Raw genomic sequence first — 15,357 nt, forward strand, 5'->3', positions numbered from 1 at the left:
CAAGGAAAGGAAGAAAACCCCATGGCTGAAGTACTTGTTCTTGTCGAAACCCAGGACGGCGAGCTGAAGAAGGCGACCGGAGAGCTGCTGACCGCGGCGCGCACCATCGGTGAGCCCTCGGCCGTCGTCCTCGGCCCCGCCGGCACCGCCGACGCCATCGCCTCGGCGCTCGCGGAGGCCGGTGCGGAGAAGATCTACGTCGCCGAGGGCGACGACGTCGCCGGCTACTCGGTGGCGCCGAAGGCCGAGGTGCTCGCGCAGCTCGTCTCCGAGAAGTCGCCGGCCGCCGTGCTCATCGCCTCGAGCCAGGACGGCAAGGAGATCGCCGGCCGCCTCGCGCTGAAGACGGGCAACGGCCTGCTCACCGACGCCGTCGACGTCGACGCCGACGGCGTCGCCACCCAGTCGATCTTCGCCGGTGCGATGACCGTGAAGTCGAAGGTCAAGGGCCCGGTCGCGATCATCACGGTGCGTCCGAACTCGATCGCCGCCCAGCCGCAGGCCGGCGCCGGCGCGCGTGAGGACGTGCAGGTGCAGATCTCCGACGCCGCCAAGCGCTCGGCGATCCTGGACCGCGTCGAGGAGTCCACCGGCTCGCGTCCGGAGCTCACCGAGGCCAACATCGTGGTCTCCGGTGGGCGCGGCGTCGCGTCGGCGGAGAACTTCAAGGTCATCGAGGACTTCGCCGACTCGATGAAGGCGGCCGTCGGCGCCTCGCGCGCCGCCGTCGACTCCGGCTTCTACCCGCACCAGTTCCAGGTCGGGCAGACCGGCAAGACGGTTTCGCCGCAGCTGTACGTCGCGTGCGGCATCTCCGGTGCCATCCAGCACCGCGCCGGCATGCAGACCTCGAAGACGATCGTCGCGGTCAACAAGGACCCCGAGGCGCCGATCTTCGAGCTCGCCGACTTCGGTGTCGTGGGCGACCTGTTCAACGTCGTCCCGCAGGCGACCGAGGCGGTCAAGGCGCGCAAGTAGCCCTCGGGCGTACGTCGCTCAGCGGACCTGAAGCGGGGTTCGCCGGCAGCAGCGGGGAAGTTTCCCCGTTCTCGCCGGCGAACCCCGCTTTCGGCGTTGCGGAGGCCGGCCGCTCAGCCCGGCTTGCGGCAGCTGAAGATCACCGTGCCGGGCACCAGGGCGCCGCGCTCGGGGGACCACTGGCCCCAGGTGACGTCGCGGCCCGGCGTCCACTCGGGCTCGATCAGGTCCTCCAGCACGAAACCGGCCGCCACGATGTCGCGCACCCGCTGGCTCATCGTGCGGTGCGTCTCGACGTAGGTCGCCCGGCCGGCGTCGTCGATCTCGACGTAGGCCGCGGGATCGAAGTACGACGAACGGACCGTCAGGTCGGCCGGGTCGGGGGAGTCCGGCAGCACCCAGCGGATGGGGTGGTTGGTCGACCACACAAACCGGCCGCCGGGGCGCAGCACCCGGTGGACCTCCCGCATCACCAGCTCGGGGGCCGCGACGAACGCGATCGCGCCGAACGCCGAGACCGCGAGGTCCATCGACGCCTCGGCGAGCGGGAGCGCGGTCGCGTCGGCCTGCACGAGCGGTACGTCGATCCCCGTTCGGCGGTTCGCGGCGGCGGCGTGCCGCAGCATCGCTCCGGAGAGGTCGAGCCCGACCGGCCGGGCGCCGTGCGCGGCCAGCCAGCGGGCGACCGGCGCGGACCCGCAGCCCACCTCGAGGACCCGGGCGCCGCGCAGCGTCGCCGGGTCGCCCAGTAGCCGGGCCTCACCCTCGCGCAGCCCTTCGGGGCACCACAGGAAGTCCACCTCGCCGAGGTCGGCGACGTGCTCGCCGAGGTAGTTGTCGGCGTCGACGTCCCACCAGTGCCGGGCGGCGCGCCGGGCCTCGTCGGCACCGACCGCACGCTGCTGGACGCCGGCGAGCCGGCCGAGGCCGCTGGGCGGAGTGAGAGTCACGCGCTCAAGCCTAGGCGCGGAGGAGTGGGCGGCGACGGAGCCCAAGGAGGTGCGCCGGTTCGCGCAATTCTGTGAATTGTCGTCTGGAGCGTGCGCTAGTCTCACGTCATCGGTCGAGTCGAATCACTAGGAGTGCCCGTGCGACGAATCTGGGTTTCTGCGGTCGTGTCGCTACTCGCGTTGACCGGATGTTCGTCCCCCGGTGGAGGCGACTCGACAGCATCCCCGTCCAGCAAATCTCAATCCGCGTCGCCGACAGGCGTTGTCCAGTCTGTGGAATTGGACGACGGTGGCGTCTATTGCGGGAGCGACGCTTGTATTGCCTTTAGGGATAAAGCAGCAGAATTGGCGAACTGTCTCGAGGGCGCAAATGGGTACTGTCTGGACGAAATGTCTGAGGCGTACCTAGCCGCTGAAGCTCTTGCGGAGGCGCCCGAGAGCTACTGGTCGACGAAGACAACTGATGGTGTTTCCTCGCTCCTCGCGGCTGCGATCGAGGCCACCGACGCCGTGACGGCGGAAAAGTGTTACAAGAAGCCCCCGGGGGACACAGCCTGCATGAAAGTCGTCGAGACCGCAGGGGAGGCATACCGAGCTGCTAATGCCGTCATGGCCGAGCTCCCCGCGCCGACCACCAGCGCCGCCCCAAGCGCCAAGCCAAGCGCCGCGCCGGCACCGCCCGCGGCGCCGATGACCGGCTCAGGAGACAGCGTTTTGCCCGTATCCATACCGGGCATCTCAGCACTAATCGTTGCGTACGATGGTGGGAGTAACTTCGTCGTCAAAACGGACACAAATGACCTACTGGTCAACACCATCGGTTCTTACAAGGGCACCGTCGCTGTCGGCTTGGACGGAAAGCCCGTCGGCAATCTGATCATCAACTCCAGCGGGCCGTGGAGTGTCCAGGTGGTGCCCCTCGCGTCGATCGAGATGCGTGCGCTACCCACAAGCGGCACAGGCGACAGCGTGTTTCTCCTGGGTCAGGCGCCAGGGGCGGTTCCGTTCTCGTGCATCAGTTGCCAGCACAACGTGGTGCTCCGGTTCATATCGACTAAAAGCAGTCAACTTTTGGTCAATGCGATCGGTTCGTACAGCGGCACGCTGTTTATCCAGGGATATGGGTTAGTCGTGATTAGGGCAGATGAAGCCTGGACGATGGGGTGACCCGATGGGTTGTGGCCCCATCCCTACGACAACGGTTCTGTATATCAGGTCCGCAGCAGGGACCGCAGCGTGCCGATCGTGTCGGCGTCCGCCGGCGGCTTGTCGTCGCGGTACCGCTTGACCCGCGCGAACCGCAGCGCGACGCCGCCGGGATAGCGCGAGGACGCCTGGACGCCGTCGATCGCGATCTCGACCACGAGCTCCGGGCGCAGGAACACCGCGTGCTGCGTCCGGCGCGTCTCGTACTGCGGGAAGGTGGCCGTCTGCCACCGCAGGAGCTCGTCGGTCAGCCCCTTGAACGTCTTGCCGACCATCACGAATTCTCCGGGCTCGCCGTAGTCGCCCGCGGGGTCGAGCGCCCCGAGGTGCAGGTTCGACAGCCAGCCACGCCGCCGCCCCGACCCCCACTCGGCGGCCAGCACCACCAGGTCGTAGGTGTGCACCGGCTTGACCTTCAGCCATGCCTTGCCGCGGCGGCCCGCGGCGTACGGGCTGTCGACGTCCTTGATCATCACGCCCTCGTGACCGGCCGCGAGCGCCTCGTCGAGGACCCGCGCGGCTTCGTCGGCGTCGTCGGTGACGGCGCCGTCGATCAGCAGGTCGGGGGCGAGCCGGGTCAGCTCCTCGCGCCGGCGGCGCAGCGGCTCGTCGATCAGGTCCCGACCGTCGACGTGCAGGACGTCGAAGAACCGGGGCGCGAGCAGCTCGGCGCGCGGAGCGCTCGCGCCGAACCGACTCATGGTCTCCTGGAAGGGTCGGGGCGCCCCGTCCTGGTCGAGGGTCAGCGACTCGCCGTCGAGGATGACGTCGGAGCACGGGAGCGCGCGCGCCGCGTCGACGATCTCGGGAACCCGGCCGGTGACGTCGGCGAGGGTGCGGGTGAACACGCGGACGTCGGTCCCGCGCCGGTGCACCTGGATGCGGGCTCCGTCGAGCTTGTGCTCGACGGAGGCCGGACCGTCGACGACCCGGAGGCCGTCGCCGACGTTCGCGGCGGTCGAGGCCAGCATCGGCTGCACGGGGACGCCCACGGCCAGGCCGATGCCCGCCACGGCGTCCGGCTCGAGCAGGGCGCGGGCGATCGTGCCGCCGAGGGAGCCGCCGAGCATCACCGCCCGGCGCACGGCGTCCTTGGGCAGGCCGGCCGCTGCCGCGGCCGCGTCGACGAGCACGCCCTCCAGCGCCCCGGTGCGCACCTCGCCGCCGAGGACGCGCATCAGCAGGTCCTGCTCCGGCTCCGTCGCGGCGGTGAAGAGCCCGGCCAGCACGGCGCTGCGGGCCGCTGCCGATCCGCTCCCGCCGAGCGCCGCGTACCGCTCGAGCGCGCGGTCCAGATCGCGCACGGTCAACGACGGGGCGCCGGCGGGCGATGCGGCGGCGCGGGCGGTCTGCAGGCCGCGCCAGCCAATGCCGACGCGGCCCTGCCGGGGCCGCCCGAGCAGCACGCCGACCAGCGCCTCCACCTCGTCCGGGCGAGCGGACGCCAGCAAGGTCGCGAGCGCCGCCGTCTTCGCGGTGCGCGAGCGGGTCGCCGCCACGTCGCTCAGGACGGCGTCCACGTGGGCGAGGCTGGTTCCGTCGGCGGCAGTCGTCATGCGCCTCATCCTGCCCGGGGTTGTGAGCCACCGCACCGGCGGTACGCCGGGGCCACCTAGCCTGGGGTGGACAAACTGCGTACGATGAACAATGCGCTACAGGTCTGCGCTGCCTCGGAATGGAGCAGGCCGTGCCCGACGTCCGCCGTCGCATCGCGCGAGCCTCCTGAACCACCGGACCGGTTCGCGTCGCCGCTGGCGGCCCGTCGTCAAGGGACCTGGCGCGCGACCACAGTCCGATATCCATGTCCGGAGCAACCTTCTACATGACCGCTACTACCGCGAGCGCCACGACGACCCCGCAGGTCGCCATCAACGACATCGGCTCGGCCGAGGACTTCCTCGCCGCCGTCGATGCCACCATCAAATACTTCAACGACGGGGATATCGTCTCCGGCACGATCGTCAAGGTCGATCGCGACGAGGTACTGCTTGACATCGGTTACAAGACCGAGGGCGTCATCCCTTCCCGTGAGCTGTCCATCAAGCACGACGTCGACCCCAACGAGGTCGTCGAGGTCGGCGACGAGGTCGAGGCTCTGGTCCTGCAGAAGGAGGACAAGGAAGGCCGGCTGATCCTGTCGAAGAAGCGCGCTCAGTACGAGCGGGCCTGGGGCAAGATCGAGGAGCTCAAGGAGAAGGACGAGCCCGTCACGGGCACCGTCATCGAGGTCGTCAAGGGCGGCCTCATCCTCGACATCGGTCTGCGCGGCTTCCTGCCGGCGTCGCTGGTCGAGATGCGCCGCGTGCGCGACCTCCAGCCGTACGTCGGCAAGGAGATCGAGGCCAAGATCATCGAGCTCGACAAGAACCGCAACAACGTGGTCCTGTCGCGCCGCGCCTTCCTCGAGCAGACCCAGTCGGAGGTCCGCAGCGAGTTCCTGCACCAGCTGCAGAAGGGCCAGGTCCGCAAGGGCGTCGTGTCCTCGATCGTCAACTTCGGCGCGTTCGTCGACCTCGGTGGCGTCGACGGCCTGGTGCACGTCTCGGAGCTGTCCTGGAAGCACATCGACCACCCGTCCGAGGTCGTCGAGGTCGGCAACGAGGTCACCGTCGAGGTTCTCGAGGTCGACCTGGACCGCGAGCGCGTCTCGCTGTCGCTGAAGGCGACCCAGGAGGACCCGTGGCGGCAGTTCGCCCGGACCCACCAGATCGGCCACGTCGTGCCCGGCAAGGTCACCAAGCTGGTTCCGTTCGGCGCGTTCGTCCGCGTCGAGGACGGCATCGAGGGCCTGGTGCACATCTCGGAGCTGGCCGAGCGCCACGTCGAGATCCCCGAGCAGGTGGCGCAGGTCGGCGACGAGATCATGGTCAAGGTCATCGACATCGACCTCGAGCGTCGCCGCATCAGCCTCTCGCTGAAGCAGGCCAACGAGGGCGAGGGCGGCGAGAAGCCGGAGTTCCACCCCGAGGCCTACGGCATGGAGGCCCAGTACGACGAGCAGGGCAACTACATCTACCCCGAGGGCTTCGACGCCGAGACCCAGGAGTGGCTGCCCGGCTACGAGCAGCAGCGCGAGAACTGGGAGCGGGAGTACGCCGCGGCCCAGGCTCGCTACGAGGCCCACATCAAGCAGATCGACGAGGCCAAGGCGGCCGATGCCGAGGCCGCGATCGAGCAGGGCACCGGCGGCTCGTTCTCCTCGAACAGCGAGTCCGGCTCGGGCACGCTCGCCTCGGACGAGGCACTGGCCGCGCTGCGTGAGAAGCTGGCCGGCGGCCAGTAGCACCTCCGCGACACACGAGAAGACCCCCACCCGCTCGGGTGGGGGTCTTCTTGTCGTAGTGAGCGGCGACCGACGAGGCCGGCCGCGTCGCGGGAGGCGGTGCGCTACAGGGACATGATCAACGCGAACGCCGGGCGGGCGTGCTGGCCGGTCTGGCGCATCCAGTCCAGCGAGTGACGCGAACGGCTCACGCTGAACATGTGCCACCAGCGCCGCGGGCGGACCCGCATGGCGTAGTAGTCACGGGTGGCCGCCAGCTCGCGGCAGTACACGCGGTCGCCGCGGCCGAAACGGTGCCGGCCGGCACGCTGATGGGGAAGCGCGTGTCGCGACATGGGGCCCCCTTTGTGAGGGTCGGAAGGGATTGCACAGGTCGCTTACTAGACTAGGTCCGGCCGGCCCCGGGCCCGGCGCAACACGCCGGACCGATCCCACCAGTATCCGGGTGTCGCAGCGGACACACTGGTCACACGACGTACGAAGCGGAGACAGCGGATGCTGAACATCGGACTGACCGGCGGTATCGGCGCGGGCAAGAGTGCCGCCAGCGCGGCGCTGGACGCGATCGGCGCGACGATCGTAGACGCCGACAAGATCGCCCGTGAGGTGGTCGAGCGGGGCACCGTGGGGCTGGACCGGGTGCGCGCCGAGTTCGGCGACGCCGTCCTGGACGCCGAGGGCGCGCTCGACCGCCCGGCGCTGGCCGCCGTGGTCTTCAACGACCAGGCGGCCCTGGCCCGGCTCAACGCCATAGTGCATCCGCTCGTGCGGGCCCGCAGCCAGGAGCTGGTCGAGGCGGCCGGCCCGGACGCCGTCATCGTCCACGACATCCCGCTGCTCGCCGAGGGCTCGATGGCGCCGTCGTTCCACCTCGTAGTGGTCGTCCACGCGCCGGAGGAGCTGCGCGTGCAGCGGCTGACGACGGCGCGGGGCATGGACCGCGCCGATGCGCTGGCCCGGATCCGGGCGCAGGCCGACGAGCAGTCGCGGCTCGCGATCGCCGACGTGGTGCTCGACAACGCCGGGTCGCTCGAGAGCCTGGGGGAGCAGGTGGCCCGGCTGTGGCACGAGCGTGTCACGCCGTACGCCGAAGGACTGCGTGAGCACCGTCCCGCGCTGGTGCGGATCGCCCCGCGAGAGGGAGCCGCACAGCGCGAGCTGGCCCGGCTGGCCTACGCCGCGCGGTCGGTCGGCGGCTCCGCCACGCTGGCCGGCCAGCACGTGCAGCTCTCCGGCGCCCCCGAGCGGCTGCGCGCGGCGCTCGCCGCGGCCGGCTGGTTCGGCGACCCGACGTTCTCCTCCGCCGACCCGGCGGCGCTGCTCACGGCACACATCGTGGACGCAACCGGCCAGGTCACGGCCGGTGGATGAAACCCGCACGGGTAGTGTTGCGTCACAGGCATCGCCTGGGCGCCACTCGGGATCGGGCAAACATCGAAGGGTTGTTCTCGTGTCAGCAAAACTCACCACGACCAAGAAGATCGCGGGTGTGGCCAGTGCCTTCGCCGTGCTGTTCGCAGGAGCCGCCTGCACGAAGCAGGTGACCGGAACGGCTACCGCGGCGCCGCACTCGGAGAAGACGACCGAGAAGACCACCGAGAAGTCCAGCAGCAAGTCCAGCAGCAAGTCGGGGAGCAAGACCTCCTCGGAGGACAGCACGAGCGAGTCCTCGAGCGGCGGCAACGGCGGCGGGACGGCCGCGGCCCCCGAGCAGCCCTACTCCTACACCGACGGCACGACGGTGAAGCTGGACGCCGCGACGGAGAAGAACGACATCTCCGGGCTGCTCAGCAACGAGGTGGGCCGAGTGCTCACCTTCCACGTGGACAACAAGTCGAAGTACACCCTCGACCTGAGCTCCACGGCGACGTACGCCGAGGTCGACTGCGAGGGCAGCTCGGAGTACGTGTTCCCCAGCGAGCCGATCGGCGGCCCCGAGCAGCTCTCCAGCGGCCAGAAGGGCGACTATCAGCTGTACGTCGGCGTCAAGAAGGCCGACGTGGGAAAGACCTGCACGATCACCTTCCCGTTCAAGACGACGGACTCCGGGGTCACCGTCGACGAGGCGACGTTCTCGATGAAGGTGAGCTAGCCTCAGCCGCCGACCGAGGCCGACCGGAGCGATCCGGTCGGCCGCGCTCGTTCCGGGCAACCCGCGCGCGCGGCGCCCGCGATCGGCTGGTAGAGTTCTCCTTCGCACCTGGGCGATTGGCGCAGTGGTAGCGCACTTCGTTCACACCGAAGGGGTCACTGGTTCGAACCCAGTATCGCCCACCAGAACCGCAGCCCCCGGCGTCCCGAGCAGGACGCCGGGGGTTTCGCGTATGCAGCGCCCCCGCGGATCGACAGGGCGCCACCGGCCGCCTTACCGTTGACGGGAGTGCATCCACTCTGCGAGCTGACCTACGAGACGTGCCGCGACCGGCAGCGGTACGCCGAGCGGCTCGAGCTCGCCTTCGTGGACGATGCCGCTCACTTCATCACCGACGACGCCCCGGACGAGGTCGCCGCACTGTCGCTCAACTGGTTCGCGCAGGCGGCCTGACCTCGCACCGGGGTGTGCCGTTCGGCCGCTCCGGTTGCCGGCCCTCAGCGTTGCGTCGGACTGACCGGGTTGGAGGCCGCCGATCCCGGACCGGTCCCGATCGCGTTGGTCGCCTGGACGACGAACGTGTAGGTCGCGTTGAACTTCAGCCCGGTGATGGTGGCGGTCGTCGCCGGTGGGTTGCCGGTGATGGTCGTCGGAGTCTGCGCCTTTCCGCCGACGTACGGAGTGATGGTGTAGCCGGTGATGGCGCTGCCGCCGTCCGACGGGGCGGTCCACGTCACGGTCGCCGAGCGGACGCCGGCGGTGGCGACCACGGCCGTGGGCGCCCCGGGCGCCGCGGCCGGGACGACGGCGTTCGAGGGATCGGACGCCGGTCCGGTGCCGACCGCGTTGGTCGCGGTGACGGTGAACGTGTAGCTGGTGCCGTTGGTCAGGCCGGTCACCGTGGTCCCCGTCGCGGGCGGGTTGCCGGTCACAGTCACCGGGGTGCCGGCGGTCGTGCCGGCGTACGGCGTAACGGTGTACTTGGTGATGGCGCTGCCGCCGTTCGGCGGAGCCGTCCAGCTCACCGTCGCCGACGTGTCGCCGGCGGTGGCGGTGACGCCGCTCGGTGCGGCCGGTGCCGTCGGCGCGCTCGGCGTGACGGCGTTCGAGGGATCGGACGCCGGTCCGGTGCCGACCGCGTTGGTCGCGGTGACGGTGAACGTGTAGCTGGTGCCGTTGGTCAGGCCGGTCACGGTGGTCCCCGTCGCGGGCGGGTTGCCGGTGACGGTGACCGGGGTGCCGGCGGTCGTGCCGGCGTACGGCGTGACGGTGTACTTGGTGATGGCGCTGCCGCCGTTCGGCGGAGCCGTCCAGCTCACCGTCGCGGAGGCGTTGCCGGCGGTGGCGGTGACGCCGCTCGGTGCGGTCGGTGCCGTCGGCGCGCTCGACTGGCCAGGGGTGAACACCGCGTCGACGTAGTAGTTCTCGCCGTGGTAGGTGTTCACCGGGAAGGTGGTCGAGCCGCTATAGCTGTAGAGGTCGTTGGCGACGCCCTGGCTGTTGCGCAGCGCGTGCAGCGGGGGGCTGTCGAGGCTGCCGTTGCCGTCGGGCTGCGGGGAAGGGTGCAGATACATGTACCCGGCATCCTGCGAGTAGTGCCCGACCGGCGCGTAGTAGGAGACGACGTAGGTCGTGTTCCCGGTGACCGCGACCGGGGTCGCGAACGACACCAGCTGCCAGCCGCTGGCCGTCTCGTTGGAGAAGGTGGCCCGAGCAAGGAGCTGGCCGCCGGCGGTCCACAGGTTGCCGATGTGGGTGCCGGTGTTCTTGCTGGACTTGTAGAAGCGGACCCCGGTGACGGTGCCGGCGACCTCGGTGGTGAACTGCATGCCCAGCTCGACGGCGCCGGTATCGCCGGAGTCGACGCCGCCCGGGGTGACGTTCGGTCCCCAGATCGAGCACGGGCACGCGACTGTGACGCTGACGCCGGCGCCCGGGGTCTGCAGGTTGCCGCTGTCGTCGACCGCCCGGGCCATGACGGTGGTGCTCGGGTAACCGTGCGCGATCCACGTGTAGGACCAGCTCGTCGTCCCGGTGGCGGGCTGCCAGGACTTCCCGGCATCGGTGGACACCTCCACGCCGGCGACCACGCCGCCCCCGGAGTCGCTCGCCGTCCCGCTGACCGTCACCTTCGCGCCGTCCGCGACGGTGGTGCCCGAGGCCGGCGAGGTGATGGCGGCGGTGGGTGGCGTGCCGTCGGCGGAGGCGGTAGCGGGCGTCAGGCCGGCGATCAGCGTGGCGGGCTGGACTCCCTGGTCGGCGAAGAGGTTGACGGTGGCCTGCTGCATGTTCTTGTCCGGGGCCTTGCCGGTGGTGGCGCCGTCGAGGCCCCAGGCCCACTGCACGGTGCCGGCGCCGAAGACGAGCGCGCCGCTCGTCGCCCGGTACAGGGTCAGGTTGTGGGTGACCGGGATCCCTTGCGCGACGCTGGTCCCGTAGTCGACGAACGCCTCCGCGGCCGCCGTCGTCGAGGACAGCTTCACCAGCCCGACCGGTTGCGATCCGTTGTTGGCTGCCTCGTCCCACTCGTAGCCGAGGGTGCCGAGCCCGGAGCCCAGCGTCAGGGTCTGGCCGGCGGCCAACGACGCCACCGCGGTGTTGCGCCACAGCCGAAGCTTGGCGTACTGGGCGGGCACCTGGATGTCCGTCGTGCCGGAGTTCACCAGGAAGAACTGCCCGGTCAGCGAGTTCTCGGCCCGGGCGTCACCGGGCGGGCTGAATCGGGGGTCGCGCCAGGTGCCGGTCCAGGTGGGCGGGTCCTGCGGGTCGACAGGGGCGTCGAAGTGAGTCTCCTTGTACGTGACGAGGGTGCGTCCGGCGGCCTTGGCGGCGTCGATGCTCGGTTCCCACCGGGTCTTCCAGAACACCTCGTTGCCGCTGAAGAACGCGAGGTTGAGGCCCTTGTCGCGGGCCGCCTCGACGTTGGCGCGTTGCTCCCCGGACCAGTACTCGTCGTGACCGACCGACAGGAAGACCTTGTGGTTGGAAAGCAGCGGTCCGCGAGTGGCAACGTCCAGCCCCGTGGTGTAGCTGACGTCGTAGCCGTTCGCCTCGAGGAATCGGATCATCGGGTACTCGGCGTACAGCAGGCCGTTCGAGGTGTCGTTGTTGTTCAGCGGGCGGTTGTACGACACCTTGTACGCGCCCTTGTAGCCGCCCGGGCTGCCGGGCGGGCACGCCACGTTGCACTGGTAGAGGCTGTTGCCGCCGTACGTGTTGTACGCCTGCCAGGTCTCGTCGGAGGTCTGGAACAGCATCGCCGAGGTCCCGGTGTCGTTACGCACGACGAAGGGCACCAGGCTGTCGCCACCGGTGTCGTCCCGCACCAGGTGCGCCAAGTAGACGCCCGACACCGCCGTCGTCGGCACCGCCCAGGAGGCGGTGACCGCCCAGTTGCCGCAGTCGACGAGACCGGAGGTCGCATCGGTCAGGCAGCTGGGCTGGTTCTGCGGAAGGGTGACGCTGGGCTTCACGCCCGCCGTGATGATCCGGGCACCGTTGCCCTGGTAGTAGCCCATGCGCAGAATGTCCAGGTGGATGGACTTGGCCGTGGTGCTGATCTTGAAGGAGACGGTCTCGCCGGGGCTCGCGCTCGCGGCGGTCGCGAAGCCCTGGATCGTGGAGTCGCCGGACCCGCTGACCTGCCAGTCGCTGGGCGGGTCGCCGGGCAGGCTGTTCTCGCACGCGATGACGCTGCCACCGGGGTCGCAGACGCCGGCCGCGGCGGCCGGCTGTGCTCCGAAGGTGCCGGGCACCGCCACGGTGACCATGGCGATCATCAGGACGAGCGGCAGCCACGGCAGCAGGTGCCGCACCTGCGACGAGGCACGGCTCGAGCGCGGGAGGACGTGAGCGGTCATGGTGATCAGCCTCCGGGCTTCGCGGCGGGCTGGGCGCTGAACGTGCCCCCGAAGGCGCTGCGGCCGTGGCCGTTGCTCTGACCGGGGCCGGAGTCTCCGCTGTAGTAGTAGAGCGGGTACCCCTCGAGGGTGATCTGCTCGCTGCCGTCCGGCCGCTTGATGTTGCCCACCTCCGGGGCGCTCACCTTGTTGCCCGGTCGCGGCTTGCCGCCGTAGCTGCGCGCCGGCAGCCATTCCGCCGTGCAACCGCCCACGCACTTCGAGCTGCCGGCGGTGTCGAGCGAGAACCGGTACAACGTGCGGCCGGCCCCATCGACAACCTTGACGCCGAACGACGACGCGGCCAGCCCGATGACGGCGGCCGGCGGCGGCTTCACGGCTTCGTCGCCGTCCGGAGAGAGAACCGGCGCGCTCGCGGTGGACGACGGCTGTGGGCTGGCGGTCGAGCCGGTCGGATTCAGCACCACCAGCACGCCCACGGCCGTGGGGACGAGCCCCAACCCCGCGAACAGCAAACGCTTGCGCTTCACAACGCCCCCCGATGACGATGCCCTGCAGGACCCCACGGCGTGCATCGTCACACCCGGGGCGCGACCTTGGGCACCGTAGATCCACTGGCGTCCGGCGGAAAAGTTCCGGCTCGCGCGGCGGCCGGCCGTGGCGTCAGCGCCAGAGCGGGATCCAGCGCGGCACCCACGAGGGCACGCCGGTGACGTGCAGCACCACGACGATCACGCCGTACACGAAGGCTGCGGTGGCGAGCCCGATCAAGACCCGGATCCAGATCGCCTGCGAGTTCACCCAGCGGGTCCAGCCCAGCACCTTGGCCTTGGTGAAGTCCAGCAGCCGTTCCGCCCACGCGAACTCGGTCGCCAGGATCGCCAGGCCCGCGATCACCACGAGCCAGCCGGGCCCGGGAAACGGGATCATGACGACGCCGGCGACCAGGACCACTGTGCCGACGACACCGACGCCTATCCGGTACGTCTGCTTGAGGGCGGGGTTGGACTCGATGCGGGCCCGGAAGCCGACCCGGTCGGCGATGTCGTCCAGCAGCCCGGGCTCCTCGTCGTACTGCCGCTTGCCGGAGCCGGCGTCGTCGGGCTCGGCTGAGCCATGGCGCGAAGTGATGGCAGCTCCTCGGTCGGGGCGGACGGGGTTCATTGTGCCAAAGGAATGGACGGCGGCCGAGGCCACGTCGATCCACGCCTCGGACGTGATCTACGCACCAAAGGTGCCACCCCCGCGTGCGCGCCCCTGGAGGGTCGTGTAGAGTTCTTTTTCGCTGCCTCGCAGAGGTCAGCAACGCGGACGTGGCTCAGTTGGTAGAGCATCACCTTGCCAAGGTGAGGGTCGCGGGTTCGAATCCCGTCGTCCGCTCGAGGGACGCCGATATTCTCGGACGTCGCACGCGGTGGCGTGGCCGAGAGGCGAGGCAACGGCCTGCAAAGCCGTGTACACGGGTTCAAATCCCGTCGCCACCTCCACAGCACCACCAGCACAACTCCATACCGGCTCGGGCGATTGGCGCAGCGGTAGCGCACTTCGTTGACATCGAAGGGGTCACTGGTTCGAACCCAGTATCGCCCACCACGAGCAAGGGACCCGGCCTCGGCCGGGTCCCTTCGCGTTGGCCGCCGGTTACCTGCACAATCGAGTCCATGCCGCTCGAGTACCCCAACCAGCACATCGCCGACCTGGTGGCCAACGACCGCACCGCGCAGTGGCTCGGGGCCACCCTCGTCGGCGTGGGCCCGGGCACCGCCGACGTCGTGCTGGGCGTCGGCGAGCAGATGTGCAACGGGCACGGCACCTGCCACGGGGGAGTGCTGTTCACCCTCGCCGACATCGCCTTCTCCTACGCGTGCAACTCCGCAGGCGTGCTCAACGTGGCGGCCGCCGCCGACGTCCAGTTCGTCGCGCCGGCGCACGCGGGTCAGCGGCTGCGGGCCAGCGCTCGCGAGCGGCTGCGGTACGGCAAGGACCGCCGCAGCGGGCTCTACGACGTGCAGGTTACGGTCGAGGACACCGGCGAGCTGGTCGCGTTGTTCACCGGTCGCGCAGCCCAGATCGGCGGGCGCAGCTAGGGAAGCCTCTGGAGGGCACATGCAGATCGGCGACATCTCCATCGACCCGGTGTACGACGGCGCGGGGACCGACCGCGGCACCGAGATCCTCAGCAGGCCCGGGGTCGACGACCCGTGGGCCTGCCACCCCGGCGTCCTCGACGACGCCGGCGAGCTGCACATGCCGATGGGCGGCTTCCTCGTACGCACCGGCGAGCGCGTCGTCCTGGTGGATGCCGGGCTGGGCCCGCTCGAGCGGCCGGGGCTCTCCGGCGGCGCGCTGCTGGAGTCGCTGTCGGCGCTCGGCGCGAGCGCCGAGGACATCACCGACGTCATCTTCACCCACCTGCACTACGACCACGTCGGCTGGGCCACGCGGCAGGGCCGGATCGTGTTCCCCAACGCGACGTACCGCGCGCACGCCGCCGACTGGGAGTACTTCGTCGACGGCCCCGAGGCCACGCCGGGCGCCACGAAGAAGCTCTCGCCGCTGCGCGAGCGCATCGAGCTCTTCGACACCGAGCACACGCTCGCCCCCGGCCTGGACGCGCGGCCCGCCCCCGGGCACACCCCCGGCTCCACGGTGTACGTCGTCTCCAGTGGCCAGGACCGGGCCCTGCTGATCGGCGACGTCGCGCACTCGGTGGTCGAGCTCGCCGAGCCCGACTGGGAGGCCGTCTTCGACGTCGACAAGAAGGCCGCCCAGGCGGTGCGCGACGCGATCGCCCGCGAGGCGCTGGACACCGACACGTACGTCGTGCCCGCGCACTTCCCGCAGATGGCGTTCGGCCGCATCATCACCACCGAGGCCGGCCGCCGCTGGGTCGCCGTGTAGGGCAGCGTGCGGCGTCTCGACGTCGGGCTCGTTCCTCGCCCTCGCTCGACGACCGTGCAGGCGCGGCGTCTCGACGTCGGGCTCGTT

General features: G+C 70.2%; 14 protein-coding genes and 4 tRNA genes. 12 read left to right on the forward strand and 6 right to left on the reverse strand.

What is annotated here, in order from left to right; all coding sequences use genetic code 11:
• The first annotated feature begins 21 nt into the window (after window positions 1–21).
• Window positions 22–978, forward strand: coding sequence for an electron transfer flavoprotein subunit alpha/FixB family protein (locus F8A92_RS09000; protein WP_153504833.1), 957 nt, complete (start codon window positions 22–24; stop codon window positions 976–978).
• A gap of 113 nt (window positions 979–1,091) precedes the next feature.
• Here the strand turns inward: F8A92_RS09000 and F8A92_RS09005 are convergent, their stop codons facing one another.
• The gene (locus F8A92_RS09005) at window positions 1,092–1,928 is read right to left on the reverse strand and encodes a class I SAM-dependent methyltransferase (protein WP_194291422.1); all 837 of its coding nucleotides are present in this window, start codon (window positions 1,926–1,928) and stop codon (window positions 1,092–1,094) included.
• A gap of 390 nt (window positions 1,929–2,318) precedes the next feature.
• Here F8A92_RS09005 and F8A92_RS09010 point away from each other — a divergent pair, with 390 nt between their 5' ends.
• Entirely contained in the window at window positions 2,319–3,095 is a 777-nt protein-coding gene (locus F8A92_RS09010) for a hypothetical protein (RefSeq protein WP_153504835.1), read from the forward strand.
• Window positions 3,096–3,139: 44 nt separating this feature from the next.
• Here F8A92_RS09010 and F8A92_RS09015 read toward each other — a convergent pair whose 3' ends face one another.
• A complete protein-coding gene (locus F8A92_RS09015) occupies window positions 3,140–4,690 on the reverse strand; it encodes an ATP-dependent DNA ligase (RefSeq protein ID WP_228389311.1) in 1,551 nt (516 codons plus the stop codon).
• A gap of 245 nt (window positions 4,691–4,935) precedes the next feature.
• On the opposite strand from F8A92_RS09015, the gene rpsA reads away from it, so the two are divergent.
• Entirely contained in the window at window positions 4,936–6,417 is a 1,482-nt protein-coding gene (rpsA, locus tag F8A92_RS09020; RefSeq protein WP_267130040.1) for a 30S ribosomal protein S1, read from the forward strand.
• 104 nt (window positions 6,418–6,521) lie between these two features.
• Here rpsA and F8A92_RS09025 read toward each other — a convergent pair whose 3' ends face one another.
• Entirely contained in the window at window positions 6,522–6,752 is a 231-nt protein-coding gene (locus F8A92_RS09025; RefSeq protein WP_153504837.1) for a hypothetical protein, read from the reverse strand.
• Window positions 6,753–6,912: 160 nt separating this feature from the next.
• Between F8A92_RS09025 and coaE the strand changes: the two genes are divergently transcribed.
• The 4 genes from coaE (at window position 6,913) to F8A92_RS09045 (ending at window position 8,962) form a co-directional block, all read left to right on the forward strand.
• The gene (gene coaE, locus F8A92_RS09030; RefSeq protein ID WP_153504838.1) at window positions 6,913–7,788 is read left to right on the forward strand and encodes a dephospho-CoA kinase; all 876 of its coding nucleotides are present in this window, start codon (window positions 6,913–6,915) and stop codon (window positions 7,786–7,788) included.
• A gap of 79 nt (window positions 7,789–7,867) precedes the next feature.
• On the forward strand, window positions 7,868–8,509 hold the full coding sequence (locus tag F8A92_RS09035) for a hypothetical protein (RefSeq protein WP_153504839.1): 642 nt from the start codon (window positions 7,868–7,870) through the stop codon (window positions 8,507–8,509).
• Window positions 8,510–8,619: 110 nt separating this feature from the next.
• Window positions 8,620–8,694, forward strand: a tRNA-Val gene (locus tag F8A92_RS09040).
• Between the two features lie 103 nt (window positions 8,695–8,797).
• Window positions 8,798–8,962 (forward strand): hypothetical protein, encoded by a 165-nt coding sequence (locus F8A92_RS09045; protein ID WP_194291423.1) that lies wholly within the window; start codon window positions 8,798–8,800, stop codon window positions 8,960–8,962.
• Window positions 8,963–9,006: 44 nt separating this feature from the next.
• Here F8A92_RS09045 and F8A92_RS09050 read toward each other — a convergent pair whose 3' ends face one another.
• The 3 genes from F8A92_RS09050 to F8A92_RS09060 all read right to left on the reverse strand — a co-directional run bounded on the left by F8A92_RS09050 (window position 9,007) and on the right by F8A92_RS09060 (window position 13,533).
• Window positions 9,007–12,369: a N,N-dimethylformamidase beta subunit family domain-containing protein gene (locus F8A92_RS09050; RefSeq protein ID WP_153504840.1), complete on the reverse strand. Its 3,363-nt coding sequence runs from the start codon at window positions 12,367–12,369 to the stop codon at window positions 9,007–9,009.
• Between the two features lie 5 nt (window positions 12,370–12,374).
• Complete coding sequence (locus F8A92_RS09055) at window positions 12,375–12,899, reverse strand: COG4315 family predicted lipoprotein (RefSeq protein WP_194291424.1); 525 nt, start codon at window positions 12,897–12,899, stop codon at window positions 12,375–12,377.
• 133 nt (window positions 12,900–13,032) lie between these two features.
• Window positions 13,033–13,533 carry a TIGR02611 family protein gene (locus F8A92_RS09060; protein WP_228389312.1) on the reverse strand — a complete coding sequence of 167 codons (501 nt, stop codon included), beginning with the start codon at window positions 13,531–13,533 and terminating at the stop codon, window positions 13,033–13,035.
• Window positions 13,534–13,676: 143 nt separating this feature from the next.
• Between F8A92_RS09060 and F8A92_RS09065 the strand changes: the two genes are divergently transcribed.
• From F8A92_RS09065 to F8A92_RS09085, 5 genes are all read left to right on the forward strand, one after another.
• A tRNA-Gly gene (locus tag F8A92_RS09065) sits at window positions 13,677–13,749 on the forward strand.
• A gap of 33 nt (window positions 13,750–13,782) precedes the next feature.
• A tRNA-Cys gene (locus F8A92_RS09070) sits at window positions 13,783–13,856 on the forward strand.
• A 31-nt stretch (window positions 13,857–13,887) separates the two neighbouring features.
• Window positions 13,888–13,962: transfer RNA gene (locus F8A92_RS09075), tRNA-Val, on the forward strand.
• 68 nt (window positions 13,963–14,030) lie between these two features.
• Complete coding sequence (gene paaI / locus F8A92_RS09080; RefSeq protein WP_153504842.1) at window positions 14,031–14,456, forward strand: hydroxyphenylacetyl-CoA thioesterase PaaI; 426 nt, start codon at window positions 14,031–14,033, stop codon at window positions 14,454–14,456.
• A 19-nt stretch (window positions 14,457–14,475) separates the two neighbouring features.
• Window positions 14,476–15,270 (forward strand): MBL fold metallo-hydrolase, encoded by a 795-nt coding sequence (locus F8A92_RS09085; protein ID WP_153504843.1) that lies wholly within the window; start codon window positions 14,476–14,478, stop codon window positions 15,268–15,270.
• The last annotated feature ends 87 nt before the right edge of the window (window positions 15,271–15,357 follow it).

Source organism: Cumulibacter manganitolerans (assembly GCF_009602465.1).
Classification (GTDB): domain Bacteria; phylum Actinomycetota; class Actinomycetes; order Mycobacteriales; family Antricoccaceae; genus Cumulibacter; species Cumulibacter manganitolerans.